Origin of the sequence: Longicatena caecimuris, assembly GCF_004341945.1 — a bacterium.
Lineage (GTDB): Bacteria > Bacillota_I > Bacilli_A > Erysipelotrichales > Erysipelotrichaceae > Longicatena > Longicatena caecimuris.
Genome location: NZ_SMBP01000001.1, coordinates 1 through 26839 on the forward strand (window position 1 = coordinate 1; position 26839 = coordinate 26839).

The following is a 26839-nucleotide window of genomic DNA, read 5'->3' on the forward strand; positions in this document are numbered from 1 at the left end:
TGCATTGATAATGGCCCAATCGAAGGGTTATGGGGAATTATCAAGGCCGAAATGTATTATCTGAATGAATTTCACACAATAGAAGGATTAAAATCGTCATTAGAAAAATACATCAAATTTTATAATAATGAGAGACCACAAGGAAGGTATTGTGATCAAACACCAATAGAAGTACGAACAGCAGCTTTAACAGCAGTGAATGAAGTTCGACAATATCCAATAGAAGTAAATAAACGCATTGAAAAGTATTATCAGTCGTTTAAGGCAGAACAAACTAATATCGCAACAGCATAGAAAAAGATGACCTATCTTACGACAAGTCATCAATTACTGGTTTTATTTATTTCACCTGTCTACTTGACAGGGAGCAGATCACAAGCAAAGAATCTCTTCTGTGTAATATGCTAATCACCAAATGTATTGCTAGTTGGCCTGCCATTTTCTTTATTGCCAGTTCCACTCGCAGTATCACCTTTATTGGTGTTATCATTTTTATCCGTATTAGCATTATTATTGGTATTATCGTTTGGCTTTTGATTGTTATTATTAGGCGGTGTTACTTCTTGTACTGGATGAGCTTTACAAGCTTCAATAGCAGCTTGGATATCTTGAACGGCTTGATTGATTTCTGCCTGTGTCACACCGCTTGATGTTAATAAAGCATTTGCTGCATTGATTCGACTATTTAATGCTTGCACATAAGCACTTTGATATTTTGTAGTGTCGGTATATGCAGCAGCATTTTGAATAGCAGATGTTAGGGAAGTTGTTGTTACGGCGACTTCTTTTTCTTTCAATCCACGTATTGCATTTTCTAAGGCTTGTTTTGCTCTATTTACTTCGTCTTCTGTGACGTCTTCTTTATTTAACAACGCATTTGCTTGTTTTAGAGCTTCTTGCAATGCAGCCCATGTTTCCGGTGTGTAATCGCTTTGTTTATATTTACTAGCATCACTGATAGGTGATTTTAATGCATCACTAGCTTTTTTCACATTGGCTACGGTTTCAGGATTGTTTTTTGCTGCATCCTTTAGGAACTCTGTTTTAATGAGACCTCCACCATAAGAGCTGATACCACCGGGATTTTGAATCCTTGTCGCATTGGAACTTAAGGAATCTAAAATATAACGATTGATCTTACCAGGTATATTCATATTTTGTACAGCTTCGGATAAGTAGGTGTAGCCGTTGACACGTGAATCAAAGCCGTTCCATGAAGCAATCGTATAATCACTTGTGTAATTGACCATCCAACCGTCATGGGCATTACCACCGACTTCATCGGCATAATCATCCCAGTCAGAAGTTCCGGTTTTTCCATAAACCGGATATCCAGCACCACTGAAGGCTTGGCTCATATAGTTATATCCACTATATTTGCCTGTGATAGCTTTGTTTAACAAATCACTTGTCATATAAGCAGCCTGTGGGGACATAGCCTGTGTCGTCTTAGCGTTGTTCTCATAAGTTTTACTGCCATCTTTATATACAACCTTTGTGATCATATGTGGTTCTATATATTTTCCACCGTTTGCTAAGGTAGCAAATGCGGCTGCCATTTGAGTAGGGGTTGCTTCAAAATTAGCACCACCAATGGCATACAGCAAATCGAATTTTTCGGCAACCTTATCATCAAAACCTAGTTTTTTCATATACTCTCGCATATAATCGTTGCCAACCGCATTTGTCACGGCTTGCATAGCTTCCAGAGCAGGGATGTTTAAGGATTGCGCTAACGCACGTTCTAATGAAACTTTTCCATGATATTTGTTATCGTAATTACTCTTTGTATCTCCATAAATTTGGATAGGTTTATCTTCTACGATTCGTGATGTTGCCCAGCCGATTTGATCAAAAGCCTGTGCGTATGCCAATAATGGTTTAGAAGTTGATCCTGGCTGATGCTTCTCTTTTGTCGCACGATCTTTATACGTACTGGAAGTAGGATCATCAAAGCCAGTACCAATAGCAATGATCGTACCTTTACGATTATCGATAACGCTTGCAGCTATTTGGAAATATTTATTTTCCGGCATACCGATAACTTTCTTTTCCTGAATATCATTGAGACGATCTTGGGTGGAAGTGTCCAGGGCAGTATAAATTTTCATTGGGGTTGTTGCTGGGTCTTCACCTGTCAGCTCTCTAGCCTCTGTAATCGCAGCTTGCGCGTATGCGAGGTAAGGATTATCCTTGGCCTTTGATTCTCCTTTTAATTGGAATGCCAGTTTTGTTGCTTTAGCTAATTTATATTCGCTTTCACTGATATAGCCATGACTCAACATTAAGGAAAGGGTTTCGTTGCGGCGTTTGGTAGCATAAGCATAATAGTTTTGTTTCGTTTTGGAATCATAGCCTTGATATGGGTTATACAATGCAGGTGCATTGACCACGCCGGCTAAAAAGGCACTTTCGCTCAGATTCAGCTGCTCTACGTTTTTGCCAAAATAATATTGCGCTCCTTTTTGAATACCGCGGGCGCTAGCACCAAAGTTAATTTTATTCAAATAGTTTGTTAAGATTTCTTCCTTGCTCATTTTAGAATCAAGGCGAAGACTTAAATAAATTTCCTGAATCTTCATTTCAATCTTATCTTTTTGTGTTAGCTTAATGCCTTCACTGTCTGCCTTTTCTTCCTTAGGCTTATTAATAAAGTTATCAATCGTCTGCATGGTCAAGGTAGAACCACCCTGTGCCAAGGATCCGGAACGTAAATTGTTGAACGCACTGGAAATAAAGCGAGGAAGATCAAAACCGTTATGTTTAAAATAACGGGAATCCTCAATAGCCAAAAAGGCATCAATGGTAACTTGTGGAATTTGTTCATATTCAACAATTTCACGGCTTTCTGCACCGAGCTCATAAATGACTTTGCCATCAGCACTGTATAATGTGCTTGGCTCTACATTAATGATTTTTTCTTCCAATTTTCGCTCATCTTCACTGACCTTACCAATGATTTGGCTTAGCAGGAAGAATCCGGTCACGCCTCCTAATAATACACAACATAAGAAGACGATGATGATACCATTCACGACGTTACGAACGGTAGCTTTCTTTTTCTTTCCTGTTGGATTGGAATTTTTTTTCGTAGTATCATTTGCCATACGAGTTTTCCTCCTTGAAATATAAGGCATCTACATTATCTAAATAACGCAGCCGTGGGGATAATCCTTCCTTGATATAAGAACCGAGCTGTTTTACTTGTTCATAAGGAATGGACTTACGTTCACTATTTTCATAGCGTTCGATTATTACGCCAGCGTCAATCAGATAAGTCTCATCATAAAAAGTGAATCGGATGATGAAGAATCCAATACCTCCATGAAATAAGACCTTTTTCAGATGATGAATCTGATGGGGATGTATGCTTTTAAAGGGAAAGGATGTTTTTGATTTGGTTTCTTTCGCTTCAAAGTCAATTGCTTTTCCCCGATACACGCCATTATAATCAGTCGTGCTAGGGGTCTTATAATAGGCCTCTGTTATTTTGGCGGCACAGCGGGCAGGATAATCAACCTTAACCACCTGAATCGGTGTTGGCTTCTTATGAATCAAGGCGCGATCACATGCACGATAATAGGCGTTGCTGTCATTGATGTCTTCCTCTAATGACATTCCACGACCCATATGATTATCCACAACTGTTTGACTCACCTTGTTTTTTTTATTGGGGTATCCTATCACATGTATCACCAGTTTATATTATATCATAAGGTTTTCATGATTGCGATAAACAACCGTAAGAATTCATGGTATTCTAATGATAAAAAGCATGAATTTGATGAATATTGTGCTGAGAATACACGATTCTGAAAGTTTTCTTAACATTTGAGTAGGTTTTTTATTAAGCAGAAAAGGTCGTCGATTTAAAGCTTTCTAATAAAAATTTATATATATTTTACTGCAATAACTTTAGAAGCACTACCAAAAAATCGATCATCTTACTCATAATATAATAAGGATATCTTATGAAAAAGATGCTGCAAAGAATAGGAAAGCAAAAAAATATCTTGCAATTTTAGTGGTTTTTTGAGAAACTATAACAGGAAGGTGAGTGCAATGGAAAAAAGGTTTAAACTGAGTGTGGAAGATGTATTAAACAAACAGTTCAATGTGGATTTTAAAGGATATTCTTCTCGTGAGGTCGATGAATTTTTAGATCTTGTGATTCATGACTATCAAGAATATGACCACATGATTGAAAATCTTGGCAATCATCTTCAAGAGTATGAACGTCATATCGCCACCCTAAAAGCGAAAATCGTAGAATTAGAAGGAAAACAGGAAGTGGAAGCTAAAAAAGCTGAACTGAGTGGAGATAACATCGATATTCTGAAACGATTAACACGTTTAGAAAATGCGGTATTTCGGAAAGAAAAAGAATAATCGGCAGCGTTGCGGCAGTCGCTGGTCATTTGACTAGAGGAAAGTCCATGCTCGCACGATCTGTGATGATCGTAGTGTTTGTGCTGGATGAAACAATAAATCCAGGCAGTGTAATTACTGACGGCTGAAGGAAACCTAAGGGAAACTATGGTGTACTTCTTTAAAAGTGCCACAGAGACGAGCTTTTATGGAAACATAGAAGATGGAACGGGTAAACCCCGCAAGCGAGAAACCCAAATTTGGTAGGGGAACCTGCTGGAGGTGAAGTGAAATCATCCGGTGGGGCGTTTGAAAAAACGCAGATAAATGACTGCCACTCCATTGGAGTACAGAACATGGCTTATGCAATGAAACCGTAGAGCAGGAGTAATCCTGCTTTTTCAATGTAAAAATGACGCGAAATTGTGGAAATGCTGTGAGATTTTCAAAAATGTTCATAATAATTTTACAATTTAGTTTTTGCTTGTTATAATAATAAGGACTATAAAAACGGGACATACTGAAGATATCGAAGAATGTCGTTCAGGTACTATAAAAGAGGTGTGCAAATGGAAAAAATAGGAAACATGTTAAAGGAAAAACGTATCGAACTCGGTATGAGTGTCGAAGATATAAGTGAAAAAACCAGACTTACAACAAAGCACATCAAAGCCTTAGAAGAAGGAGATATTTCTTTTTTTCATGAGGACCTGAGTTATTTACGCTTTTTTGTGAAATCGTATTGTGATGCGGTCGGTATTGATTTTGAAGATATGAAAGATGAATTGCGTGAAAGCATTGACGATTATACCATGACATCTGTACAAAGCGCACAGCTTTCTCATGAAGAAATTGAACATAATATCGCTAAGAGTGAGAAGCTTACGAAAGTGCAGACCGCAGATGTGAAAATGCCACGCCAAAAGCGCAGAAGAGCGAAACCAGATGTTTCTTTAATTTCGCTTGTGGCAATTATTGGTGTTGTGGTCATCGTATTGATGTTTGCTTTTGTGATTTTCATGCAGACAGATAGTGGCAAGGATAACAAACCGACAAACAATATGCCAATTGCCGGTGAAAATGATAAAGAAGCCTATCCTAGCGATGACGAGAAACAAAAAGAAGAACAGAAAGAAGAAGTCAAAGAATTAGAAATCGTCAAAAATGATGTGACCGATTATACAATCAACAATGTCAAAGAAGGCGAGAAATTAAAAGTGGAAACGAAATTTAACGGCAGCAATTCTGGTTATAGTGTTACGGTTGATGAAAAAGATATTCGTGAAAATAAGATATTTAATGTGGGGCAGACAGCTACAAGTGAAATTGAAGTGAAAAAAGGCACGAAGATTTCTATCTATATCGGTTGTATGGTGCAAACTGATATAAAAATTAATGGAAAGGTCGTAAAGACGGATAGCAGTATAAATCCAAGCACATATCCTGGATATTGTCCTAGCAATACGTTGACGTTTACGGTAGGTGAAGTAAATGAATCTGCCAAATAAATTATCTTTGTTTCGTGTCGTTTTAGTACCAATCATCGCTATTCTATATTTGTTTTGTGATTTGGGTATGGCATTCCAAGTGAATGTACAGGATGCTATGGTGACAGTGCAATGGAGCGATATCGTGGTGCTGATTTTATTTGCGATTGCTTCTTTTACTGATTTTTTGGATGGAAATATTGCACGCAAACGAAATCTGGTTACCTCTTTTGGTAAATTTGTTGATCCGATTGCTGATAAGCTTTTAGTAAATACGATGCTGATTTTATTTGCTGTTGGCAATAGAGTGCCAATCATCGCGGTGATCATTATGATTTGGCGTGATACGATCGTGGATGGCTTGCGAATGTCAGCAAGTGCAAAAGGCAAAGTGGTGGCAGCGGGCATGCCAGGGAAAATTAAAACTGTACTGCAAATGTTTGCTATTATTTTTGTCATGCTGTATGATTTACCATTTGCTTATTTAGGTATTCCGATGGATCAAATTTTTATTTGGGGAGCAACAATAGCTTCCGTGTATAGTGGAATTGTTTATTTTATGAAGTTGAAAGATGTTGTCATGGAGACGATGTAGATGGAACAGGTAACAACAGCAGCATCTTTCGTGGCTTTGCTGAAAGAAAAAAAACTGACAATTGGCAGCTGTGAAAGTTTTACAGCGGGTGCCTTTTGTGCAGCAATAGCAGATGTTGCAGGAGCAAGTGCCGTTTTAAAAGGTGGATTAGTCACATATGCCACACAAGAAAAAATAGCATTGGCACATGTTGATGCAAAAATCATCGAAACATATGGTGTTGTCAGTGAAGAATGTGCAATTGCAATGGCGCGAAGCGCACGTGCTGTATTGGATGTTGATCTATGTATCTCCTTTACGGGAAATGCCGGACTGGATGCCTGGGAAGGCAAACCGGCAGGTTTAGTGTATTGTGCAATAGCAGATATCCAACATGTACAAGTATTTGCATTACATTCTAAATTGACACGCAATGAATTGCGGGCGTATGCTGTACAATTTATGATGGAAAAAGCAGTCGCATTCCTCAGTGAATGAGAAAGGGAAAAGTAGCATGAGTGAAAAGAAAGATAAGAAAACAGAGACAAAAGCAGAAGATAAAAAAGATACCTTATTAAGTGATGCAATTAAGGCCATAGAAAAGCAATATGGAAAAGGCAGCATCATGAAATTAGGAGATCGTGCTGCGGTAGAAATTGATGCTATCAGCAGTGGTTCCATCAAAATTGATGAGGCTTTAGGTATTGGTGGATATCCCAAAGGTCGTATCATTGAAATCTACGGTCCGGAATCAAGTGGTAAAACGACATTGGCATTGCACGCGATTGCTGAAGTACAGAAAAAAGGCGGGCGTGCTGCCTTTATTGATGCAGAAAATGCGATTGATCCTGTATATGCGCAAAAACTTGGGGTCAATATTGATGAGTTGATCTTATCACAGCCAGATAGTGGAGAACAGGCGCTGGATATTACCGAAATGTTAGTAAAAAGCGGTGCTATTGATTTGGTTGTCGTGGATTCGGTTGCCGCCTTGGTACCACAGGCTGAATTGGATGGTGAGATGGGTGATTCACAAGTAGGATTACAGGCTCGTTTGATGTCAAAAGCGATGCGTAAATTAAGTGGTGTCATGAATCGCAGCGAATGTACGGCAATTTTCATTAATCAGCTGCGCGAAAAAGTTGGAGTTGTTTATGGCAATCCTGAAACCACACCTGGTGGTCGAGCTTTAAAATTTTATTCCAGTGTGCGTTTGGATATTCGACGCAGTGAGGCAATTAAAAATGGAACTGAAATTATTGGGAATAAAGTAAATGTAAAAATTGTGAAAAATAAGGTAGCGCCACCTTTTAAAACGGCTGCTATTGAAATCATGTATGGCGAAGGCATCTCTTATATCGCGGAGTTATTAGATTTATGTGTGGATCATGATATTGTTATGAAAAGTGGTGCTTGGTTTTCTTACAATGGTGAGAAAATCGGCCAGGGGAAAGAAGCTGCAAAAAATACGATCAAGTCTAATCCAGAACTGTTAGAAGAGTTAAAAACGAAGCTCATGGAGAAAACAGCAGCTGAAAAAGCTTAAAAAGCTTTAAGGATCGTTTAGTTTACCTATCAAAAAAGAAGGACAGGATTGCCCTTCTTTTACTTTTTGATGGAACGGCTTTCAATTTTTGATTCTAATTTTCCAAAAACTGCGGTTTTTAGTTGAGAAAAATGTGAAATTTATGTACAATATATGTTAGAGAATAAAATTCTCATTACATGACGAATGGAGGAATAGTGTTATGGAAAATAATGCACTGCTCATCTTTTTGTCTGCGTTGATAGGTCTTGCCGTTGGAATTATCGTTATGATAGTGGTATCAAAGGCAGGTTTAAATAAAGATCAGCAAAAGGCCAACCTGCTGCTGAAGGAAGCGGAAGCAAAAGCCGACGCAACCGTCAAGCAGGCAGTATTGGATGGTCGTACACAAGCGCATGAATTGAAACTTGCGGCAGAAAAAGAGATAAAAGAACGCAAGCAGGAGGTTACCGATATGGAAAATAAACTCCTGCGCAGAGAAGACAATCTGAATTTCCGTGATGAAACATTGACAAGCAAAGAAAAACAGATTGATCTGAAGAGTGCTCAATTAGCTGACAAAATGGCAATGCTAGATAAAAAAGACAAAGAGTTACAGGCAAAGATTGATGTACAGGTAGAGGAATTGGAACGTGTAGCGGCCATGTCTACCAGTGAGGCAAAAGAAGAATTATTTGCAATCACCGAAAAACGTATGGAAAAAGAGTTGGTTGCCTACATCAAAGAAAAAGAAGAAGAGGCAAAAGCAACTGCAGATGAAAAGGCGCGCAACATCGTCGCACAAAGCATTCAGCGCTTATCGCAGGATGAGGCTGTTGATCGCACTGTTTCCGTTGTTGCTTTACCAAGTGAAGAAATGAAAGGTAGAATCATCGGACGTGAAGGGCGTAATATCAAAGCCATTGAACAGGCGACTGGTGTTGATTTGATTATTGATGATACGCCTGAAACGATTACTGTTTCTTGTTTTGATCCAATTCGCCGCGAAGTTGCAAGATTGGCATTGGAACATTTAATCAAAGATGGCCGTATTCAGCCGGGTCGTATTGAAGAAGTTGTCAATAAAATCAAGAAAGAAATGGATACCAACATCATGAAGACTGGTGAAGATACCGTCTTTAAATTGGGAATCGGTCGTATTGACCGTGAAATCATTAAGATGATTGGTCGTTTAAAGTACCGTTATTCTTATGGACAAAATGCATTACAACATAGTATGGAAGTTGCTCATCTGGCCGGTATGATGGCAGCTGAACTTGGTTTAAATCAGCAGCTGGCTAAACGTGCAGGCTTACTTCATGATATAGGAAAGGCTATGGATTTTGAGGTTGAGGGCAGTCATATTGAATTAGGCTACAAATTCTGTAAGAAACATGGTGAACGCGATGTGGTGTTGAATGCGATTCAGTCACATCATGGAGAAGTTGAACCGAAATTTCTCATAAGCAATTTGGTTATTGCTGCTGATACGATTAGTGCAGCGCGTCCAGGTGCTCGCTATGAAGCGTTACAGAATTATATCAACCGTCTGGAAGAGCTTGAAAAGATTACAAAATCATTTGATGGTGTGGATAGTTCTTATGCGATCCAGGCAGGACGTGAAGTTCGTGTCATGGTCGTACCGGATAAAGTAGATGATTTGGCTTGTCATAAACTTGCCCGTGACATCAAGGACAAGATTGAGGCGGAACTGACATATCCAGGACAGATCAAGGTTACGGTCATTCGTGAAACAAGATCTTGTGAGCTGGCTAAATAAAGAATATGAAAGTCTTATTTATAGGAGATATCGTAGGAGCTGTCGGAAGGGAAACTGTGAGCCGGCAGCTTCCTCTTTTGAAACAGCAGTATGCCATTGACTTGGTAATTGCAAATGGTGAAAATGCTGCTCATGGGAAAGGTATTACCCGCCGCATTTATAACCAATTGCTGGCCTGTGGGATTGATGTCATCACCATGGGAAACCATACATTTTCTAAAAATGATATTTATCAGTTTATCGATGAAGCTGAGCGTATGGTACGCCCTGCCAACATGGAACCTTTAGAATATGGGGAACATACCGTTGTGATAAAGGTGCAGGGAAAACGTGTTGCCATCACGAATTTAAGTGGTGAAGTTTGGATGAACAATGTAATAGATTCGCCGTTTTATTGCATGGAAGATATTCTTCAAGAAGTGGAAGCGGATATTTATCTGGTTGATCTTCATGCTGAGGCAACGAGCGAAAAAATCGCTTTTACGTATTGTTTTGCGGATCGCTTAAGTGCTGTGGTTGGCACACATACGCACGTACAAACAGCAGATGAACGAATCGTGTATGGATGTGCGGCTATTACGGATTTGGGGATGTGCGGTGCATATACCAGTGTTTTAGGACGTGATGTGAATGAAATAGTAACGCGTTTTACAACACAAGAGAAGACCAAATTCAAAATTGCTGAAGGTGAAGGAATTTTCTGTGGCGCTTTGGTGGATATCGATGATGCAACGAATCGCGCAATAGGTATCAAACGCATTCAGATACGTCCAGAACATGTTGAATGTTAATTGCTTAAAATAGGAAGAAAGACAATGGAAAACCATTGAATGTTCTTCCTTTTTTTGAGTTTGATTGCTTTCATCTTTCTAACAGGTAAATGTTTAAAGCCTTATTTAGGGGAAACTTTATGATGATCGGATATGTACAAGAAAAGATTTCTCAAAGGGTTGTTCATAGTTTTGTGAAAGACGTAACAAGTGCGTCTTCACAAAAGTATTTTTGGCTTTAAATGCTTGCATGTCCTTGGAGATATTGGTATAATAGGAATGGTTGTAAAGGAGGAATAAAGAATGCCAGTAAATGTAAATGCTGATACTTGCATCGGTTGTGGTGCTTGTGTAGGAGTTTGCCCAGTTGGAGCTTTATCCATGAACGCTGATTCTAAATCAGAATGCGATGAAGGAACTTGTATTGACTGCGGATCTTGTATTTCCGCTTGTCCAGTAGAAGCAATCTCTCAGTAAACCAAGTAGAAATGCTTGGTTTTTTTAAGTCAAGATCATCCACTTAGGATGTTTATTATATTAGAAAAAAGAAAGCAGGGAAGTAAATGAAAACACAGCCAGGATGGGCGTTGCCTAATTTGCATGAGGCCCAAAAACGTACACAGAAAGAAGTCACGATTGAAAAAAGCTTGTTTCAAATACCTAGTGAAGTTAGAACACTGGGACAGGGAAAGAAATACTATCTAAGAACTTATGGATGTCAGGCGAATGAACGCGATTCTGAAACCTTGGCAGGTATTTTAGAAGAATTGATGTTTACACCGGTAGAACACCCTGAACAGGCTGATTTGATTTTGTTAAACACATGTGCTATTCGTAAAAATGCTGAGGATAAGGTGTTGGGCGAGATCGGTTCTTTAAAGCGTTTGAAACGAAGCAATCCAGATTTGATTTTTGGTTTGTGTGGTTGTATGGCACAAGAAGAAGATGTCGTACAAGTGTTATTAGAAAAATATCGCCATGTCAATCTTATTTTTGGAACACATAACCTTCATCGTTTACCAGAACTTTTGTATGAGGTGATGGTTGGGCATAAGCGTAGTGTCGAGGTGTTGTCAAAAGAAGGCGATGTCATTGAAAATCTTCCGGTAAGACGTTTTGGCAAACATAAGGCTTGGGTCAATATTATGTATGGATGTGATAAATTTTGTACATATTGCATCGTCCCTTATACTAGAGGAAAAGAACGTTCCCGAGCTATGGCAGATGTATTGCAAGAAATACGTCAGTTAAAACAAGATGGCTATAAAGAAATTACATTGCTGGGGCAGAATGTTAATTCTTATGGAAAAGATTTGCATATCGAAGGTGGTTTTGCGAAATTGTTGGAGGAAACGGCGAAAATTGGCATAGAACGTATTCGTTTTACAACAAGCCATCCATGGGATTTTAGTGATGAGATGATTGATGTGATTGCACGTTATGACAATATTATGCCATTTATACATCTGCCGGTACAAAGTGGTGATGATGAAATTCTGAAGATTATGGGGCGTCGTTATACAAACGCACAATATCTCACCTTATTCCATAAGATCAAAGAACGTATGCCAGAGTGTGCAATCTCTACAGATATCATTGTGGGTTTTCCTAATGAAAGCGAAGGACAGTTCCAACATACGTTAGATCTAGTGAAAGAATGTCAGTTCGATAATGCTTTTACCTTTATTTATTCTCCACGAGAAGGAACACCGGCTGCACGTATGGCGGATAGTGTATCTTTGGAAGTCAAACAGCGTCGCTTGGCGGAACTTAATGCTTGTTGGAATCAGTATGCTCACGTTAAAAATGAGGCATATCTCGGTAAAGTAGTCAAGGTATTGGTGGATGGCGCCAGCAAGAAAAAGGCGAATGTATGGAGTGGCTATACAGAAACCAATAAGCTCGTAAATTTTACTGGTGAGCATGTGACTGCTGGAGATATCGTAAAAGTGAAAATCACAGCATGCAAGACATTTTCTTTAGATGGTGAACAAATTCTATAAAAAGTGAGCAATCACTTTTTTTATGGTTTCGTTTATGGTTTTTGCGATAAAAAGCAATTCCCTTGTCTTTTTTTTGATGTTTAGTGGTATAATATCATTAGTTTATCATGGAATTTCGAGTTCATTCAGAATGAAACAATAAGAAAACATAATAACAATATGAAAACGGAGGTAACGATTTATGGATCAAGTACGCATTTTTGCGCTTGGTGGACTTGATGAAGATGGCAAGAATATGCTTGTCGTTGAAGTCAATGAAGCTATATTTATTATTGAAGCCGGATTAAAATATCCGGATACAGGACAGTTAGGAGTGGAATTCATCATTCCGGATTTCTCTTATCTGATCGAAAACAAAGAACGTATTCAAGGGATCTTCATCACCCATGCCCATGATGATGTAGTGGCAGCCTTGCCATATTTATTAAAACAGGTGAATGCGCCAGTGTATACAGGTGCTTTAACTGCGAATATCATTCATGAGATGCTAAAAAAAGAAGGCATAAAGAATGCAAAGATTCATCGTTTAAAACGCTGCAGTAAGCAGACAATTGGAGGTGTCAAAATACGTACATTCCCAATGACACATGCATTTCCTGACAATTTTGGATTGGCGATCAGTACCGATCAGGGATATATCGTCTATACAGGAGAATTTATCGTAGATTATGATATGCTTCAAAAAGAATATTTATGTGATTTAAACGAATTAAGTGATATAGGAAAAAAAGGTGTTTTGTGTCTATTGTGTGAATCTCAGGGCGCTGATAAGAGTGGACACACGGCTCCTAAACATCGCATTACATCTTTGATTGAACCGATTTTTGAAGCTAGTGAAGGAACACGAATTTTGATTTCCTGTTATTCCCAAAGTTTATTTCGCATCATAGAAATTATTGAATTGGCGAAAAAGTTTAATCGCAAGATCTTTTTTCATGATAAAGGAATTCGTGAACTGTTAAAGCATTTAGAAACGATGAAATACTATCGCGTTCCAAAAGAGATGGAAATCAATGAAAAGAACTTTAGTGATGACATGGAAGATGTTGTCGTTTTGATTAGTGGCAATGGTAAAAATCTGTTCCGTACGATGACAAATATCGCTAATCATGAAGATGCGCATGTAAGTTTCCGTACGAGTGATACGATTATTGTAGCCAGTCCAATTGTCAGTGGTACAGAATTAGATGCCAGCAATATGGAAAACGAAATTTATAAAGAGGGCGGCAAGATTTATACGCTGGATTCTAAAACCGTATTATCTATGCATCCATCCAGTGAAGATCTGAAAATGATGCTGTATCTCTTCCAACCTAAATATTATATACCGATCAAAGGCGAGTATCGTCATTTATATGTAAATGCAAATTTAGCAACGAAAATGGGGTATTCACCCGATCGTATTCTGATTTTGGAAAACGGACAGATTGCCTTATTTGAAAATAAAATCTTAAAGAGTGTCGCACAGCGTCTGGAATTAGAAGATACGATGATTGACGGTAAGGAAAATTGGGATGTGACAGGTGTTGTCTTGAAGGATCGTGAGGTTCTATCGACAGATGGGGTGATGATCATCGGTGTTGGTGTTAATCATAAGACGAAGGAAATATCCAATGGTCCGGATGTGCAGACTAGAGGGCTGATTTATTTAAAGGATGCAGAATATATCATTAAAGAAGTCGGTAATATCATGGAAAACTGTATCGAAAAAGCAGTAAAAGAAAAACGTTATGATAATTTGACAGTACGTGCAGAAGCGCGCGATAAGATCAGTAAATATTTAATGAAGGAAACCGGGAAACGCCCGATGGTCTTACCGGTCATTATGGAAATTAATTCATAAGTATTTTGTAGAGAAGGGAGGACAGTATGGCAGCAAAAAAGAAAACAAAGAAAGCGCAAAAGAAAAAACAGGCAGCTGAAAATGAAATTCTGGTTTATATTTATGCCTTGGTCCTCATTACCTTATCCATTATCGGATGTCTGGAAATTGGCTTTTTAGGCAATCTGATCACAGGTGTTATCCAATATGTGACTGGAAATCTATATGGTGTCGTTTACGGTCTTATCATTGTTTTTTCCTTCATGTGGATGCTTAAGAAAAATATTAGCGATGTACCTCTGAAATATACAACAGGGGTCATCGTTTTACTGAGCGCATGGCTAATTGCGGCAAGTCTGCCTAATGATGAAAAACTAACGGGGATGGACATACTATCCCATTTTCTTGGCAACAGTGCGCAAGTTTTTCATGGTGAACAGATTGGTGGTGGACTGATTGGTGCTTTTCTTGTGTCCATCACGACTTTTTTGGTGGATTATACGGGTACTAAGATCATTATCATCGCTTTAGTGGTCTTAGGCTGTATTTTGCTTATATCAGGGCCTTTATTTGCGTATTTACGGCAAGGGGCATCCGCATTCCAAAAGCCTTTTTCCTCAATGAAAGAAAATGCTCAAGCCAAACGTGAACAGCGACGAAATAAGAAAGCGTTGAAAAAGGAACAAAAGGTCGAAAAGACGAGTGAACAAGCAAATACCACACCTGCTAAGGAAAGCATGTTTGGTAAGATCAACTTGGAAGAACGCGTTCGTCCAGGACAGGTGTCTTTCTTAGATGTGGATGATGAGTTTGATATTATTACGGATGGTCGCAATGATGCTTTTGAACCGCTTGTGTCAAGCCAGGATGCTCATGAGGAAGAGGATGAGGTTGTCATAGGTTTTGGTACAGCTTCAAAAGCCGTGCAACAGCAAAAGGAAGATAAACGAATCATTGAAGAAACGATAGGAAAAAGTGATACATTCGTAAGTAGTTTTAAAGAGGATTGGTCAAAATATAAGTTGCCTAAGCTGACCTTGTTAAATGATATAGGAAAAAAAGCCCGCAGTACTGCGAATATCAAGGCAGCAAATGAAAGTGGCCAGCGGTTGATTGAAATCTTAGATGAATTTGGTGTACGTGCTACTTTAATGGCTACGCACATTGGACCATCTGTCACTAAATTTGAAGTAAAGCCGGATCTTGGCGTGCGTGTCAATAAAATCAGCAATTTGCAATATGATATTAAAATGGCACTAGCAGCAAAAGATATCCGAATTGAAGCACCGATACCTGGCAAAAGTGCTGTTGGCATCGAGATTCCCAATGTGGAAAAAACTAGTGTTAGCATGAAAGAATTGATGAAATCAGTTCCGGAAAAGTACCAGGATAAAAAAATGTTGTTTGCCTTAGGAAAAGATCTCATGGGCAGCTGTGTATATGGAGAACTCAACAAGATGCCCCATTTGTTAATTGCTGGAGCAACCGGAAGCGGGAAAAGTGTATGTGTGAATTCTATCATTACCTCTATATTAATGCGTGCAAGACCAGATGAGGTCAAGTTGCTATTAGTAGATCCCAAAAAGGTGGAGTTTACACCTTATAAGCAAATTCCCCATCTGTTAGGTCCGGTCATTACCGATGGAGAGGAAGCAAATCGCGCCTTAAAGGTAATTGTGGCCATGATGGATAAACGCTATGAACTATTTGCTATGGCGGGTGTACGTAACATTGCCGGCTATAATACATATATTGAAAATCATCCTGAGGATGGTTTAGAAAAACTACCGTGGATCGTTGTCATCATAGATGAATTAGCTGATTTAATGTTAGTTGCAGCGAAAGAGGTTGAAGCAAGTATTCAACGTATTACGCAGTTGGCACGCGCAGCCGGGATTCATTTGATCGTAGCCACACAACGCCCTAGTGTCGATGTTATCACTGGTGTCATTAAGGCCAATATTCCATCGCGTATCGCTTTTGCGGTATCTAGCGCTGTGGATTCACGAACGATACTGGACCAGATGGGTGCAGAAAAGCTCTTAGGTTATGGAGATATGTTATATATCCCGGTGGGAGAGACCAATCCTACCCGTGTACAAGGTGTGTTTGTAAGTGATGCGGAGGTACAGAGCATTTGTGACTTTGTCAGTGCCCAAGGAAAACCCAAATATGAGGATGCTTTTTTACGTTTAGAGGCTGTAGATAGTGAATATGCTGCTACGCAGGAAAGTGCAGATCCCTTGTATGAAGAGGTAAAATCTTTTATAATAAGTACTAGGAAGGCTAGTACATCATTGATACAGCGTAAGTTCAGTATTGGCTATGCCAGAGCTGCGCGGTTGATCGACGTATTGGAGGAACAAGGCGTTATCGGACCTAGTCGTGGTTCTAAGCCGCGTGAGGTGCTTGTACGCTATGAGGAGGATGATTTTGATGAGTAGAGTAAAAGATATTATCAGTGACCCTACACTAACTTATCAGCAACAATTATTGGCATTAGCCAGATTGGCTGAAAACGATGATGATTCATTACCTTTAAAACCGGAGATGAAAAAGGCATTGGAGGAAGAAACTTTATGTGATTTAGGAGAAGGAAGAGCACCTTATCGCCCTCGCTATATCTTGCCGGATTATCAAAAGTTGATGAAAGAAGGTTGCGCATTTTTAGGCTTGCAGCCACCGACAGATATCTGGGAAGCTACCAATGCTTTATTAATTATGTACAAACATGTTCCAAGCATTACTTCTTTTCCTGTCTATCTGGGTAACTTTGCTGATTTATTCACTCCATTTGATAAGGACGAAGAAGAAACGCGTAAAGCGTTGCGTCTGTTTTTGCTGCATATCGATAAAACGTTGACGGATTCTTTTGTACATGCCAACATCGGACCAGAAGATTGTCGTGTGGCAAGAATCATCTTAGATCTAACAAAAGAAATGCAGTTAGCAATACCAAATGTTACTTTATTGTATGATCCAGAACGGACAAGCGATGAGTTTGCGAAAGCCTGCATTGATTGTATGCTGGCAACAGCTAAACCAAGCTTTGCTAATGATGTCATGTATCGACAAGATGGTATCGGAGAATATGGCATCGCCAGTTGCTACAATGCGTTAAAGATCGGTGGAGGCGGTTATACGCTGCCAAGAATACGCTTATATAATGTAGCTAGCAAGGCAAAAGATAAAGCTGATTTCATGGAGCATATCTTACCATATTATGTAAACATGATGTTAGAATTTATGGACGATCGTATTCGCTATATCGTAGAGGAAAGTAACTTTTTCAAGGCTAATTTCTTGGTAAAAGAAGGCTTTGTTAAACGTGAAAACTTCACAGGTATGTTTGGTGTTGTAGGCTTGGCAGAATGCTGCAACCATCTTTTAGGTATAAAAGATCCTAAGGAAGGTTATGGACATAATGAAAAAGCACATCAACTTGGTGTCGAAATCATGAATGCGATTGAAACGATGGTAAAAAACCATCATGGTCTGTATTGTGAAGGCTGTCATAACCAATATGTGCTGCATGCACAGGTTGGTATCGACAGTGATGGCCGCGAAAATTCACCAGGTGCTCGTATCCCGATTGGCTGTGAACCGGATTTATGTGATCATATCGCTGTAGAGTGCAATTTCCATAAGTATTTTGTATCCGGAATCGGTGATATCTTTAAATTTGATGATACATGGAACAATACACCGGATGCATTATTGGATATCATCAAGGGAGCCTTTGCTCAAGGTATGCGCTATTTTACCGGCTATAATGCGGATAATGATGTAGTACGCGTGACCGGATATCTGGTAAAGAAAAGTGAAATTGAAAAATTGGACCGCCAAGAAGCAAGTTTGAATAATGTGACCGTGTTTGGACAGGGAGCACGTAACACAGCAAACGCTCTGGATCGTCGTGTATATGATGAAAGCGCCCGTAAATAAGATCATTCCTTTTTCCAATGTAGATGGCCCAGGTAATCGCTGCGCCATCTTTTTTCAAAGCTGTCCCTTCTCCTGTTTGTATTGCCATAATCCCGAAACAATCCATATGTGCATGCATTGCGGGGACTGCGTTACAACTTGTCCAACAAACGCTTTGACATTGGAAGCGGGAAAGGTCTTGTGGAATTCTGAGAAATGCGTAGATTGTGATACATGTATTCATACGTGTACGCATTTAGCATCACCTAAGATACGCTATATGAGCGTAGAAGAATTAGTTGAGCAAATCAAAGCTAAAAAAGCTTTTCTGCGAGGAATCACGGTGAGTGGAGGAGAGTGTATGAATCATGCGGCTTTCCTATTGGACCTATTTAAAAAAGTAAAAAAGCTTGGGTTAACATGTTTGATTGACAGTAATGGGTATTACGACTTTTCACAATATCCTCAGCTGATGGCAGTTTGTGATGGGGTCATGTTGGATGTCAAAGCAGTTGATGCAAAATTTCATCAATATCTTACCGGCTGTGACAATACTATGGTATTAAAAAATCTAGCGTATTTGTTACATACACAGAAGTTGGAAGAAGTACGTACGGTGATTTTACCTAATCAAGATTTACAAAATGAGAAAACAGTACGCTATGTCAGTGAGCTTTTGAAACAGCAAAGTCGATATAAACTGATACGGTACCGCCAATATGGAGTGCGTGAAGAAGGTTTGAAAGCGCTGGGAAATACAACGGTTTCGCAAATGTATGTGGCTCAGTATAAGCAAATCTGTGAGGAAAATGGTAATACGACTTCGATCATAATCTAGGGCTTTGTAAGGGCTTAATTTCTTGACAAAAGATAAGATTAATTGTAAACTTTTGATAGGACCATTAGGAAGGTCGAATAAATGGAGGAGAACCTTATGAACAAATTTGCAAAACTGAGTTTGGTCGCGATGATGGCTGCGACAACTCTTGCCGGTTGCGGCAGCAAAGACGATGGTGACAGCAAGAAGAAAGACTGTCCGGTAAAAATCGGCTTTGTTACGGATACCGGTGGTATTGATGACCACTCATTCAATGAGGGTTCATGGAAAGGTATTGAAAAGTTCGCAAAAGACAATAATATCAGTACGGACTGCATCAAGTATCTACAATCAAAAGGTGATGCTGACTATGAACCAAACCTAAATCAGTTATCAGAAGATGGTTATGATTTAGTTGTTGCAGCTGGTTATAAATTTAATGATGCAATGGCAAATGTATCAAAAGCAAATCCAGATACAAAATTCTTGGTAATCGATACGGTGATTGATTCTGAAAACGTACAGAGTGCTACCTTTAAAGCAGAAGAATCTTCTTATTTAGCTGGTGTGGCTGCAGCTATGCAGGCAAAGGCTGAAGGCGGAAATGCTGTTGGCTTTATCGGTGGTGAAGATGTTGATTTGATTCGTGCTTTCCAGGCTGGTTTTGAACAAGGTGTTAAATCAGTAGATAAAAACATCAAAATTTATGTAGATTATGCTGGTGGTTATGATAAAACGGAAAAAGGTACATCTTTAGCTGAAAAACATTACTCTGCAGGCGCTAAGGTTATTTATCACGCAGCAGGTGGTACTGGAAACGGTGTCTTCGCTGCAGCCAAAGACCGCGCTAAAAAAGGTGAAAAAGTTTGGGTTATCGGTGTTGATTCCGATCAGTTCAGCACAGGTATCTATGATAAGAAAGAAAATAAATCTGTAACTTTAACTTCTGCTTTGAAACGTGTAGATGCTGTTACAGAGGCTGTTTCTAAATCTGTATTGGACAACAAGTTTAAAGCTGGTTTACAGACTTATGACAGTTCAAATGATGGTGTAGGTTTACCTGATGAAAATCCTAACCTGTCTGATGACATCAAGAAAGCTGTTGAAGATGCATCTGCTAAAATTAAATCTGGTGAAATCAAAGTTTCTGCAGAACGTACGATTGCTCCAGGAAGCAACGGTTAATTATTTCTACATATGTGATAAAGTCTCTCTTGTGAGAGACTTTTTTTGCATGAAAGAGAGTAACGTAAAGATAAAAAAGTTATTCTTTTCCTGTCTGTTTTTGTATATTTCCTAATAAAAAATATGATATAATAAATCAGTAATGAGCAATCATTTGCGTAACTCGCCTACTACATGGAGTGTGTGAATCCTTTGTAAGATATGAGTACGCATGATTTGCTATAACGAAAACATTATTTTCGTATATTGTTTTCATGAATCTAAAGGAGGAAACCTATGACTTATGCAGTTGAACTGCTGAATATCACAAAAGATTTTCCTGGTATTCGTGCAAATGACAATGTGACTGTACGCCTAAAGCAAGGGAGCATTCATGCTTTGCTTGGTGAAAATGGTGCGGGAAAATCTACACTGATGTCCATTTTGTTTGGCTTATATCAGCCAACCAGTGGAACGATCAAGGTAAATGGCAAAGAAGTCAAGATCAATGATCCAAATGATGCAACCCAGCTAGGCATTGGTATGGTGCACCAGCATTTTAAACTGGTGGAATGCTTTACAGTTACTGAAAATATCATCCTTGGTATGGAACCTACCAAATTTGGTATGGTAGATATTAAATCAGCGGCGAAGAAAATCGAAGAATTTTCTAAGATGTATGGTTTAAATGTTGATCCATATGCCAAAATTTCCGATATTACGGTTGGCATGCAACAGCGTGTAGAAATATTAAAAATGCTCTACCGCAATGCAAACATTTTGATTTTTGATGAACCTACTGCTGTATTAACACCACAGGAAATTGAAGATTTGATGGAAATCATGCAAAAGCTGATTAAAGAAGGAAAAAGTATTTTGCTTATCACACATAAGCTGAATGAAATCAAGCAAGTTGCTGATGAGTGCAGTGTATTGCGTCGTGGAAAATATATCGGTACGGTCAATGTTGCAGAAACATCGACACAGCAAATGGCCGAAATGATGGTCGGTCGTGAAGTGAATTTTAAGGTAGAAAAAGGACCCCATGCTCCTGGTGAGGTGGTTTTGGAAACAAGACATCTGAATGTAAAAAATAGTAAAGGCGTCTTAGGACTTAAGGATTTTAATTTAAGCGTACGGGCAGGGGAAATCGTTGGTATTGCTGGTATTGATGGAAATGGACAGGAAGAACTTGTGCATGCATTAAGCGGTTTGACCTCTGTAGAGAGCGGTGAAATTCTTTTGAAGGGTGAAAATATTACCCATACAAGCATTCGTGATCGTTTTGATAAAGGAATGGGACATATACCAGAAGATCGTCATAAGCATGGACTCATACTTGATTTCCATTTAAAAGAAAACTTTATTATTCATGAATATGATCGTAAGCCATATTGTAAAAACATGATCATGCAACAAGATGTTATGGATGCGTATGCTGATAAACTGATTGAAGAATTTGATGTGCGAAGCGGTGAAGGTAAGGATTCCCTTACACGCAGTATGTCCGGTGGTAATCAGCAAAAAGCAATTATTGCCCGTGAGATTGAGCGCAGTCCCGATTTGTTGTTAGTCGTACAACCAACGCGTGGTTTAGATGTTGGGGCAATTGAATACATACATAAAAGAATCATCGCTGAGCGTGATGCAGGAAAAGCCGTTCTTCTAGTATCTTTTGAGTTAGATGAAGTTTTGGATCTTTCCGATCGTATCGTTGTTCTATTTGATGGACATAAAAATGGGGAAATGCTGGCAAAAGATACGGATGACAAGGAATTGGGTCTTTATATGTCAGGTTCAAAGAAGGGAAGTGAAGATGAATGAAAAATAAAGATGCTTTAAAAATATCACTTCTGGCAATTCTGTTTGGTGTTTTGTTAGGAGTTGTTATCCTTCTCTTAACAGGACGTGATCCTTTCTATTTGTTTTATGGTTTAGTGCGTGGTGCCAGTGGTCTAGATTTAATCAAAGGTGGCTCTATCAATCCGCGTTATATCGGTGAATTTATTGTTGCTAGTATGCCAATTATTTTAACAGGACTATCGGTTGCCTTTGCTTATCGTACCGGTTTGTTTAATATCGGTGCAGAAGGGCAGCTAATGGTGGGAGCTTGTGCATCTATTGCAACTGCCGTCTTATTCCCACAGATTCCTGTTGTTCATATGCTAGTTTCTGTATTGGCAGGCATACTTGCGGGGGCTGCATGGGGCTTTTTGCCGGGAATCTTAAAGAGTAAGTTTAATCTTCATGAAGTTGTTATTTGTATCATGATGAATTATATCGGTATGTACTTAGCTAATTATGTATATGTACAACTTCCGGGTTCGGATACGTCACGAACAGCTTTGATACCGGAATCGGCAAGCTTAAGCAATTCTTTCTTTGAATCTTTGACGAACCATTCACGTTTAAATCTAGGTATTTTCTTTGTCATCCTAGCTGTTTTGGCATATTGGTTTATCATTGAGAAAACAAGCTTTGGGTATGGCTTGCGTGCTACGGGTTTTAATAAAGAAGGTGCTCGTTATGCCGGCATGAAGGTAGAACGTAACATCGTCTATTCTATGATGATTGCTGGTGCAATGGCTGGCTTAGCCGGTGCGATCATTTCCCTTGGAACTTTTAACTATGGACGTGTATTATCTTCTTTTGAAAATTATGGTTTTGATGGTATTGCCGTTGCCTTAACGGGTGCCTGCAATGCTATTGGTGTTGTATTAGCTGGCTTACTGTTCGGTTTGTTAAAGGTGGCACAGCCAATCTTACAATCCGTAGGTATTCCTAAGGAAATCGGAGAGATTATATCAGCTGCTATCGTATTATTTGTGGCAATGCAGTATGGCATTCGCATTATATTAAATAAGTTATCGAAATTGCGTCATAAAAAGGACGCAAAAGAGCCGAAGGGAGAGAAGAGTGTATGACCTTATTATTTCAGATGTTTCCTTTGGCACTTGGTGTCGCTACTCCAATTGTTATATGTGCACTAGGTGGATTATTTTCTGAACGAAGCGGTATAGTAAATATTGCATTGGAAGGCATTATGCTTGTTGGAGCTTTCTTTGGTGCTACCGTTTCTTTATTGTTGGAAAGCTCTTTTGGTAGTTTAGCACCTTGGATCGGTATTTTAGCCGGTTTGTTGGCAGGTTGTCTGTATTCTTTAATACATGCTTTTGTATCTGTAAGTTTAAAAGCAGATCAAACCATTTCTGGTACAGCATTAAATATGCTATCAACAGGACTTACTGTCTATCTATGTCAGATTATCTTTAATGCACAGCGTTCTGAACAATTCATTGAAAGCTTTTCAAGAATATCAGTGCCCGTTTTAAAGGATATACCAGTACTTGGACCATTATTCTTCACAAATGTATTTCCAACCTTTTATTTAGCGATTGCTTTGGCAATCATTACCTGGTTTGTTGTATTTAAGACAAAGTTTGGTCTGCATCTGCGCTCTTGTGGTGAGTATCCGCAAGCCAGTGCTTCCATGGGAATCCATGTGGAAAAAATGCGCTATATCGGTGTCTTGATTTCCGGTTGCTTAGGTGGTTTAGCAGGTGCTATTATGGTACTGTCATTGGATGTTCAGTTTACAGTATTCTCTATTCATGGAATTGGTTTTATATCCATGGCTTGTTTGATTTTTGGTAAGTGGAAACCATTTGGCTGTTTAGGGGCCGGTATCTTCTTTGGTTTCTCGCAGGTGTTGAGTGATTATTCTGGACAGATTCCCTTCTTAAAATCACTGCCTAGTGAAGTATTCTTTGCTTTGCCATATCTGTTGACAATTATCGCCTTATTGCTATTTGCCCGCAGTTCCGTAGGACCTAAGGCATCTGGTGAGATATATGATTCAGGTAAACGTTAAAAAAGAATGTCAAAATGATCAGATAGAATCGTCGTGTGCTATTGCCGACGGTTCTTTTTTTGTATTGTATATGGTATAATATGCCAATAATGATATAAAAATAATTTGATTGTTCATACTAATAACTACGGAGGTAGAAGATATGCAAATAACAAATGGCATTCAGGTACAATTTATTCCAACCACAAAGTTTAAAGATATCGGCATCAGTGTACGCTTTCGCAATACCTTACAAGATGGTAAATCGGCAAAGCGCTCTTTACTGGCACTCATGTTGGTAGACCGCTGTCAGAAATATGATACAAAATTAAAGATGAGTGAGATGCAGGATGAGCTTTATGGTGCGACTTTAACAGCTCAAACAGCCGGTTTTGGGGCAAGTCAGATCATTGAACTACGTTCAAAAATCATTAATCCATCTTTTCTAAATGAAGAAAACACCTTGTTAGAAGATACCTTTGCATTTCTCCATGAGGTTATTTTCTCACCATTGCTTAAAGAAGAGGTGTTTCATGAAAACAAAGAAATCTTGTTGGCAAAAATCAAACGAATGCAAGATGATCCATCACAATATGCTATTACATGCGGTTTACGCGAGGCAGGCAAAGGAACACCTTTAGGAATCTCGGCGCTTGGTACTTATGAGCAAGTTGAACAATTGACACTATCCGATATACAACAGATTTATCAAGAGATGATGAAAGAAGATTTAATCGATATTCTTGTTTGTGGTGACATAGAAGAAGATAGCATTTTAAAGCTGGTAAAAGAAACGCTGCGTTTCACACCGCGTAATACGCAAATGCAAAGCTGGTATTGTGTTGAAAATGAGCGAAAGAGTGAGACGAAACGATTAACCAAGCATATTTCACAAAGCTACATCATGATGACCTGGTTTACCCATACCCCGATTACTGATGAAAAATATTATGCATTACGTGTGGCAAATGCTGTGTTTGGACAATATTCAACATCCTTACTTTTTCAAGAAGTTCGTGAAAAACGCAGCTTGTGTTATTCCATTTTTTCGAACTTAATTAGCTATGACGGTGCTATGGGAGTAACTACAGGGATTGAGAAAGAACATATTGATAAAACAATGGAATTAATTCAAACACAATTCCACCGTGTTTGTGAGGGAGATTTTAGCGAAGATTTGTTAAATACCAGTAAACGTATGGTCATTAATTCTTTAAAAGCAAGTGAGGATAGCATGTATTCTTTGATGGCATTCGCTTATCAAAATGCTTTATTACAAAGGGATTATAGTGTATCAGATTTGATGGATATGGTAGAGAAGGTAACGCGTGAGGAAGTTATGGAAGTCATGAAGCGTTGTGAGTATAAGATGGGAGTCGTAGTGACAAAGGAGGATGACGATGAAGAAAATTGTGAATGAGCGTTATCAAGAGACGCGCTTTGAAGAAACTTTAGAAAATGGTCTGCATGTTATCCTTTGGCAAAAAAAAGATTATGTGAAATCCATGTTTATGATGGTAACCCCTTTAGGTGCCATGGATATGAAACAGGTTGATGAAAATGGTAAAGAATATCATTTCCCTGCAGGTATTGCTCATTTTCTTGAACATAAGATGTTCGAAATGAAAGATGGGGATGTCATGGATGCTTTTTCAACAATGGGGGCAAATGTCAATGCTTTTACCTCCTATACAGAAACGGCATATTATTTCACCACAAGTAATGCAATCGAGGAACCATTGAAACTATTACTTGATTTTGTGCAAGAACTTGCCATTGATGAAGAAAGTGTAGAGAAAGAGAAGGGCATCATCATACAAGAACTCCATATGTATAAACAAATGAGCGATTCGCGTTTGCTGATGGAAACATATGCATCCTTGTATAAAAATCATCCACTACGCTATGATATTGGCGGCGATGATGACAGTGTGCAATCCATTACTTTAGAACAGTTAGAAGAATGTTATCGTATTAATTATCATCCTAGCAATATGGTGTTGGTGGGTGTTTGCAGCGAAGATCCTGAGAATATAATGAAAATTATCCGCGAAAATCAGAGTGGGAAAAAATTCCCTAAAATGGCAGGTATCAAGCGGTTAGAATTTGATGAAAGTGAAAAGCCAGCACGTGAGACTTATACATTTTCAATGGATGTTACGTTGCCAAAGGTATCCATCGCCTATAAGTTAGATGGTGTAGAGGATGTATCCCAACGCATGAAGGAAGAATGGTGTATTCGTATATTACTCGATGCCTATTTCAGTTCGTTGTATCCAGATTTTCAAACATGGTTAGATGATAAGATTTTTAATGACTATGTCGGTTGTGAAGTAGACTTAGGAAAAGATTATGGAATGATAATGTTTTACGCCGAAACATTAAAACAAGAAAAATTTAAAGAAATTGTGCAGGATACATTAAAGCGTATGGAATCTGGCGATATTGATAAAAAAGTGTTACAGCAATTGAAACGACGTTATTTTGGACAAGCGATACGAAGCTTAAACAGTTTTGATGATATTGTCATTACATCGGCTCGTTGCTACTTTGACAAGACAGATTTCTTTTCTTCAATGGATATTCTAGATGCTATTGATGAAAAAGATATTAAAGATGCAGCAAATAAGCTAAAGCAGGGACATTGCAGTATCGTTACGTTATTGCCAGAAAAAAGCAAGTAACTTTAACCAAATTTGTAAAATAGAGATGAAATAGGTTGGAAAGAGTATAAATAATCAGCCTGATTTCATCT

General features: G+C 38.7%; 22 protein-coding genes and 1 other RNA gene. 21 read left to right on the forward strand and 2 right to left on the reverse strand.

Translation table 11 applies throughout. The annotated features are described in order from the left end of the window. Positions 1 to 294: IS3 family transposase (locus tag EDD61_RS00005; RefSeq protein WP_165877184.1), on the forward strand; the 294-nt coding region annotated here is incomplete at its 5' end. Positions 295 to 404: 110 nt separating this feature from the next. On the opposite strand, the gene EDD61_RS00010 is transcribed toward EDD61_RS00005, so the two are convergent. Next, the gene (locus tag EDD61_RS00010; RefSeq protein ID WP_117547550.1) at positions 405 to 3107 is read right to left on the reverse strand and encodes a transglycosylase domain-containing protein; all 2703 of its coding nucleotides are present in this window, start codon (positions 3105 to 3107) and stop codon (positions 405 to 407) included. Then, the gene (recU, locus tag EDD61_RS00015) at positions 3097 to 3630 is read right to left on the reverse strand and encodes a Holliday junction resolvase RecU (protein WP_008688237.1); all 534 of its coding nucleotides are present in this window, start codon (positions 3628 to 3630) and stop codon (positions 3097 to 3099) included. Before recU ends, EDD61_RS00010 begins: the two co-directional genes overlap by 11 nt. Before the next feature lie 432 nt (positions 3631 to 4062). Here recU and EDD61_RS00020 point away from each other — a divergent pair, with 432 nt between their 5' ends. From EDD61_RS00020 to yfmH, 20 genes are all read left to right on the forward strand, one after another. Continuing rightward, entirely contained in the window at positions 4063 to 4389 is a 327-nt protein-coding gene (locus EDD61_RS00020; protein ID WP_132223108.1) for a DivIVA domain-containing protein, read from the forward strand. A 6-nt stretch (positions 4390 to 4395) separates the two neighbouring features. Continuing rightward, positions 4396 to 4737, forward strand: an RNA gene (gene rnpB, locus EDD61_RS00025) — RNase P RNA component class B. 200 nt (positions 4738 to 4937) lie between these two features. Beyond that, positions 4938 to 5876: a helix-turn-helix domain-containing protein gene (locus EDD61_RS00030; RefSeq protein ID WP_119983332.1), complete on the forward strand. Its 939-nt coding sequence runs from the start codon at positions 4938 to 4940 to the stop codon at positions 5874 to 5876. Beyond that, a complete protein-coding gene (gene pgsA, locus EDD61_RS00035) occupies positions 5860 to 6450 on the forward strand; it encodes a CDP-diacylglycerol--glycerol-3-phosphate 3-phosphatidyltransferase (protein WP_008688240.1) in 591 nt (196 codons plus the stop codon). The genes EDD61_RS00030 and pgsA overlap by 17 nt, the downstream gene beginning before the upstream one ends. Beyond that, a complete protein-coding gene (locus EDD61_RS00040; protein ID WP_132223111.1) occupies positions 6451 to 6927 on the forward strand; it encodes a CinA family protein in 477 nt (158 codons plus the stop codon). It begins immediately after the preceding gene. A 16-nt stretch (positions 6928 to 6943) separates the two neighbouring features. Next, the gene (gene recA / locus EDD61_RS00045; protein ID WP_008688242.1) at positions 6944 to 7975 is read left to right on the forward strand and encodes a recombinase RecA; all 1032 of its coding nucleotides are present in this window, start codon (positions 6944 to 6946) and stop codon (positions 7973 to 7975) included. Between the two features lie 202 nt (positions 7976 to 8177). Then, complete coding sequence (gene rny, locus EDD61_RS00050) at positions 8178 to 9734, forward strand: ribonuclease Y (RefSeq protein ID WP_008688243.1); 1557 nt, start codon at positions 8178 to 8180, stop codon at positions 9732 to 9734. Positions 9735 to 9739: 5 nt separating this feature from the next. Then, positions 9740 to 10525, forward strand: a complete 786-nt coding sequence (locus EDD61_RS00055) for a TIGR00282 family metallophosphoesterase (protein WP_008978459.1) — start codon at positions 9740 to 9742, stop codon at positions 10523 to 10525. Between the two features lie 282 nt (positions 10526 to 10807). Further along, entirely contained in the window at positions 10808 to 10981 is a 174-nt protein-coding gene (locus tag EDD61_RS00060) for a 4Fe-4S binding protein (RefSeq protein ID WP_008688245.1), read from the forward strand. Between the two features lie 86 nt (positions 10982 to 11067). Then, on the forward strand, positions 11068 to 12507 hold the full coding sequence (gene miaB / locus EDD61_RS00065) for a tRNA (N6-isopentenyl adenosine(37)-C2)-methylthiotransferase MiaB (RefSeq protein WP_132223114.1): 1440 nt from the start codon (positions 11068 to 11070) through the stop codon (positions 12505 to 12507). Positions 12508 to 12688: 181 nt separating this feature from the next. Then, positions 12689 to 14350 carry a ribonuclease J gene (locus EDD61_RS00070; protein WP_008688249.1) on the forward strand — a complete coding sequence of 554 codons (1662 nt, stop codon included), beginning with the start codon at positions 12689 to 12691 and terminating at the stop codon, positions 14348 to 14350. A 26-nt stretch (positions 14351 to 14376) separates the two neighbouring features. Continuing rightward, positions 14377 to 16773: a DNA translocase FtsK gene (locus tag EDD61_RS00075; RefSeq protein WP_008688250.1), complete on the forward strand. Its 2397-nt coding sequence runs from the start codon at positions 14377 to 14379 to the stop codon at positions 16771 to 16773. Further along, positions 16766 to 18274, forward strand: a complete 1509-nt coding sequence (locus EDD61_RS00080; RefSeq protein ID WP_008688252.1) for a YjjI family glycine radical enzyme — start codon at positions 16766 to 16768, stop codon at positions 18272 to 18274. The genes EDD61_RS00075 and EDD61_RS00080 overlap by 8 nt, the downstream gene beginning before the upstream one ends. Continuing rightward, positions 18252 to 19091: a YjjW family glycine radical enzyme activase gene (locus EDD61_RS00085; RefSeq protein ID WP_132223117.1), complete on the forward strand. Its 840-nt coding sequence runs from the start codon at positions 18252 to 18254 to the stop codon at positions 19089 to 19091. The genes EDD61_RS00080 and EDD61_RS00085 overlap by 23 nt, the downstream gene beginning before the upstream one ends. Before the next feature lie 96 nt (positions 19092 to 19187). Next, the gene (locus EDD61_RS00090) at positions 19188 to 20255 is read left to right on the forward strand and encodes a BMP family lipoprotein (RefSeq protein WP_008688256.1); all 1068 of its coding nucleotides are present in this window, start codon (positions 19188 to 19190) and stop codon (positions 20253 to 20255) included. 276 nt (positions 20256 to 20531) lie between these two features. Continuing rightward, entirely contained in the window at positions 20532 to 22058 is a 1527-nt protein-coding gene (locus EDD61_RS00095) for an ABC transporter ATP-binding protein (protein WP_008688258.1), read from the forward strand. Next, entirely contained in the window at positions 22055 to 23158 is a 1104-nt protein-coding gene (locus EDD61_RS00100; RefSeq protein WP_132223120.1) for an ABC transporter permease, read from the forward strand. Before EDD61_RS00095 ends, EDD61_RS00100 begins: the two co-directional genes overlap by 4 nt. Continuing rightward, complete coding sequence (locus EDD61_RS00105) at positions 23155 to 24105, forward strand: ABC transporter permease (RefSeq protein ID WP_008688262.1); 951 nt, start codon at positions 23155 to 23157, stop codon at positions 24103 to 24105. The genes EDD61_RS00100 and EDD61_RS00105 overlap by 4 nt, the downstream gene beginning before the upstream one ends. A gap of 142 nt (positions 24106 to 24247) precedes the next feature. Further along, positions 24248 to 25504 (forward strand): EF-P 5-aminopentanol modification-associated protein YfmF, encoded by a 1257-nt coding sequence (yfmF, locus tag EDD61_RS00110; protein ID WP_117547557.1) that lies wholly within the window; start codon positions 24248 to 24250, stop codon positions 25502 to 25504. Then, positions 25485 to 26768, forward strand: a complete 1284-nt coding sequence (yfmH, locus tag EDD61_RS00115; RefSeq protein WP_008688267.1) for an EF-P 5-aminopentanol modification-associated protein YfmH — start codon at positions 25485 to 25487, stop codon at positions 26766 to 26768. The genes yfmF and yfmH overlap by 20 nt, the downstream gene beginning before the upstream one ends. The last annotated feature ends 71 nt before the right edge of the window (positions 26769 to 26839 follow it).

Coding starts and splice junctions, on each gene's coding strand:
- EDD61_RS00100 (WP_132223120.1), top strand. CDS start 22,055: ATGAAAAATAAAGATGCTTTAAAAATATCACTTCTGGCAATTCTGTTT.
- EDD61_RS00070 (WP_008688249.1), top strand. CDS start 12,689: ATGGATCAAGTACGCATTTTTGCGCTTGGTGGACTTGATGAAGATGGC.
- EDD61_RS00105 (WP_008688262.1), top strand. CDS start 23,155: ATGACCTTATTATTTCAGATGTTTCCTTTGGCACTTGGTGTCGCTACT.
- rny (WP_008688243.1), top strand. CDS start 8,178: ATGGAAAATAATGCACTGCTCATCTTTTTGTCTGCGTTGATAGGTCTT.
- pgsA (WP_008688240.1), top strand. CDS start 5,860: ATGAATCTGCCAAATAAATTATCTTTGTTTCGTGTCGTTTTAGTACCA.
- yfmF (WP_117547557.1), top strand. CDS start 24,248: ATGCAAATAACAAATGGCATTCAGGTACAATTTATTCCAACCACAAAG.
- EDD61_RS00080 (WP_008688252.1), top strand. CDS start 16,766: ATGAGTAGAGTAAAAGATATTATCAGTGACCCTACACTAACTTATCAG.
- EDD61_RS00020 (WP_132223108.1), top strand. CDS start 4,063: ATGGAAAAAAGGTTTAAACTGAGTGTGGAAGATGTATTAAACAAACAG.
- miaB (WP_132223114.1), top strand. CDS start 11,068: ATGAAAACACAGCCAGGATGGGCGTTGCCTAATTTGCATGAGGCCCAA.
- recU (WP_008688237.1), bottom strand. CDS start 3,630: ATGGGTCGTGGAATGTCATTAGAGGAAGACATCAATGACAGCAACGCC.
- EDD61_RS00075 (WP_008688250.1), top strand. CDS start 14,377: ATGGCAGCAAAAAAGAAAACAAAGAAAGCGCAAAAGAAAAAACAGGCA.
- EDD61_RS00085 (WP_132223117.1), top strand. CDS start 18,252: ATGATGAAAGCGCCCGTAAATAAGATCATTCCTTTTTCCAATGTAGAT.
- EDD61_RS00030 (WP_119983332.1), top strand. CDS start 4,938: ATGGAAAAAATAGGAAACATGTTAAAGGAAAAACGTATCGAACTCGGT.
- recA (WP_008688242.1), top strand. CDS start 6,944: ATGAGTGAAAAGAAAGATAAGAAAACAGAGACAAAAGCAGAAGATAAA.
- EDD61_RS00010 (WP_117547550.1), bottom strand. CDS start 3,107: ATGGCAAATGATACTACGAAAAAAAATTCCAATCCAACAGGAAAGAAA.
- EDD61_RS00055 (WP_008978459.1), top strand. CDS start 9,740: ATGAAAGTCTTATTTATAGGAGATATCGTAGGAGCTGTCGGAAGGGAA.
- EDD61_RS00095 (WP_008688258.1), top strand. CDS start 20,532: ATGACTTATGCAGTTGAACTGCTGAATATCACAAAAGATTTTCCTGGT.
- yfmH (WP_008688267.1), top strand. CDS start 25,485: ATGAAGAAAATTGTGAATGAGCGTTATCAAGAGACGCGCTTTGAAGAA.
- EDD61_RS00060 (WP_008688245.1), top strand. CDS start 10,808: ATGCCAGTAAATGTAAATGCTGATACTTGCATCGGTTGTGGTGCTTGT.
- EDD61_RS00090 (WP_008688256.1), top strand. CDS start 19,188: ATGAACAAATTTGCAAAACTGAGTTTGGTCGCGATGATGGCTGCGACA.
- EDD61_RS00040 (WP_132223111.1), top strand. CDS start 6,451: ATGGAACAGGTAACAACAGCAGCATCTTTCGTGGCTTTGCTGAAAGAA.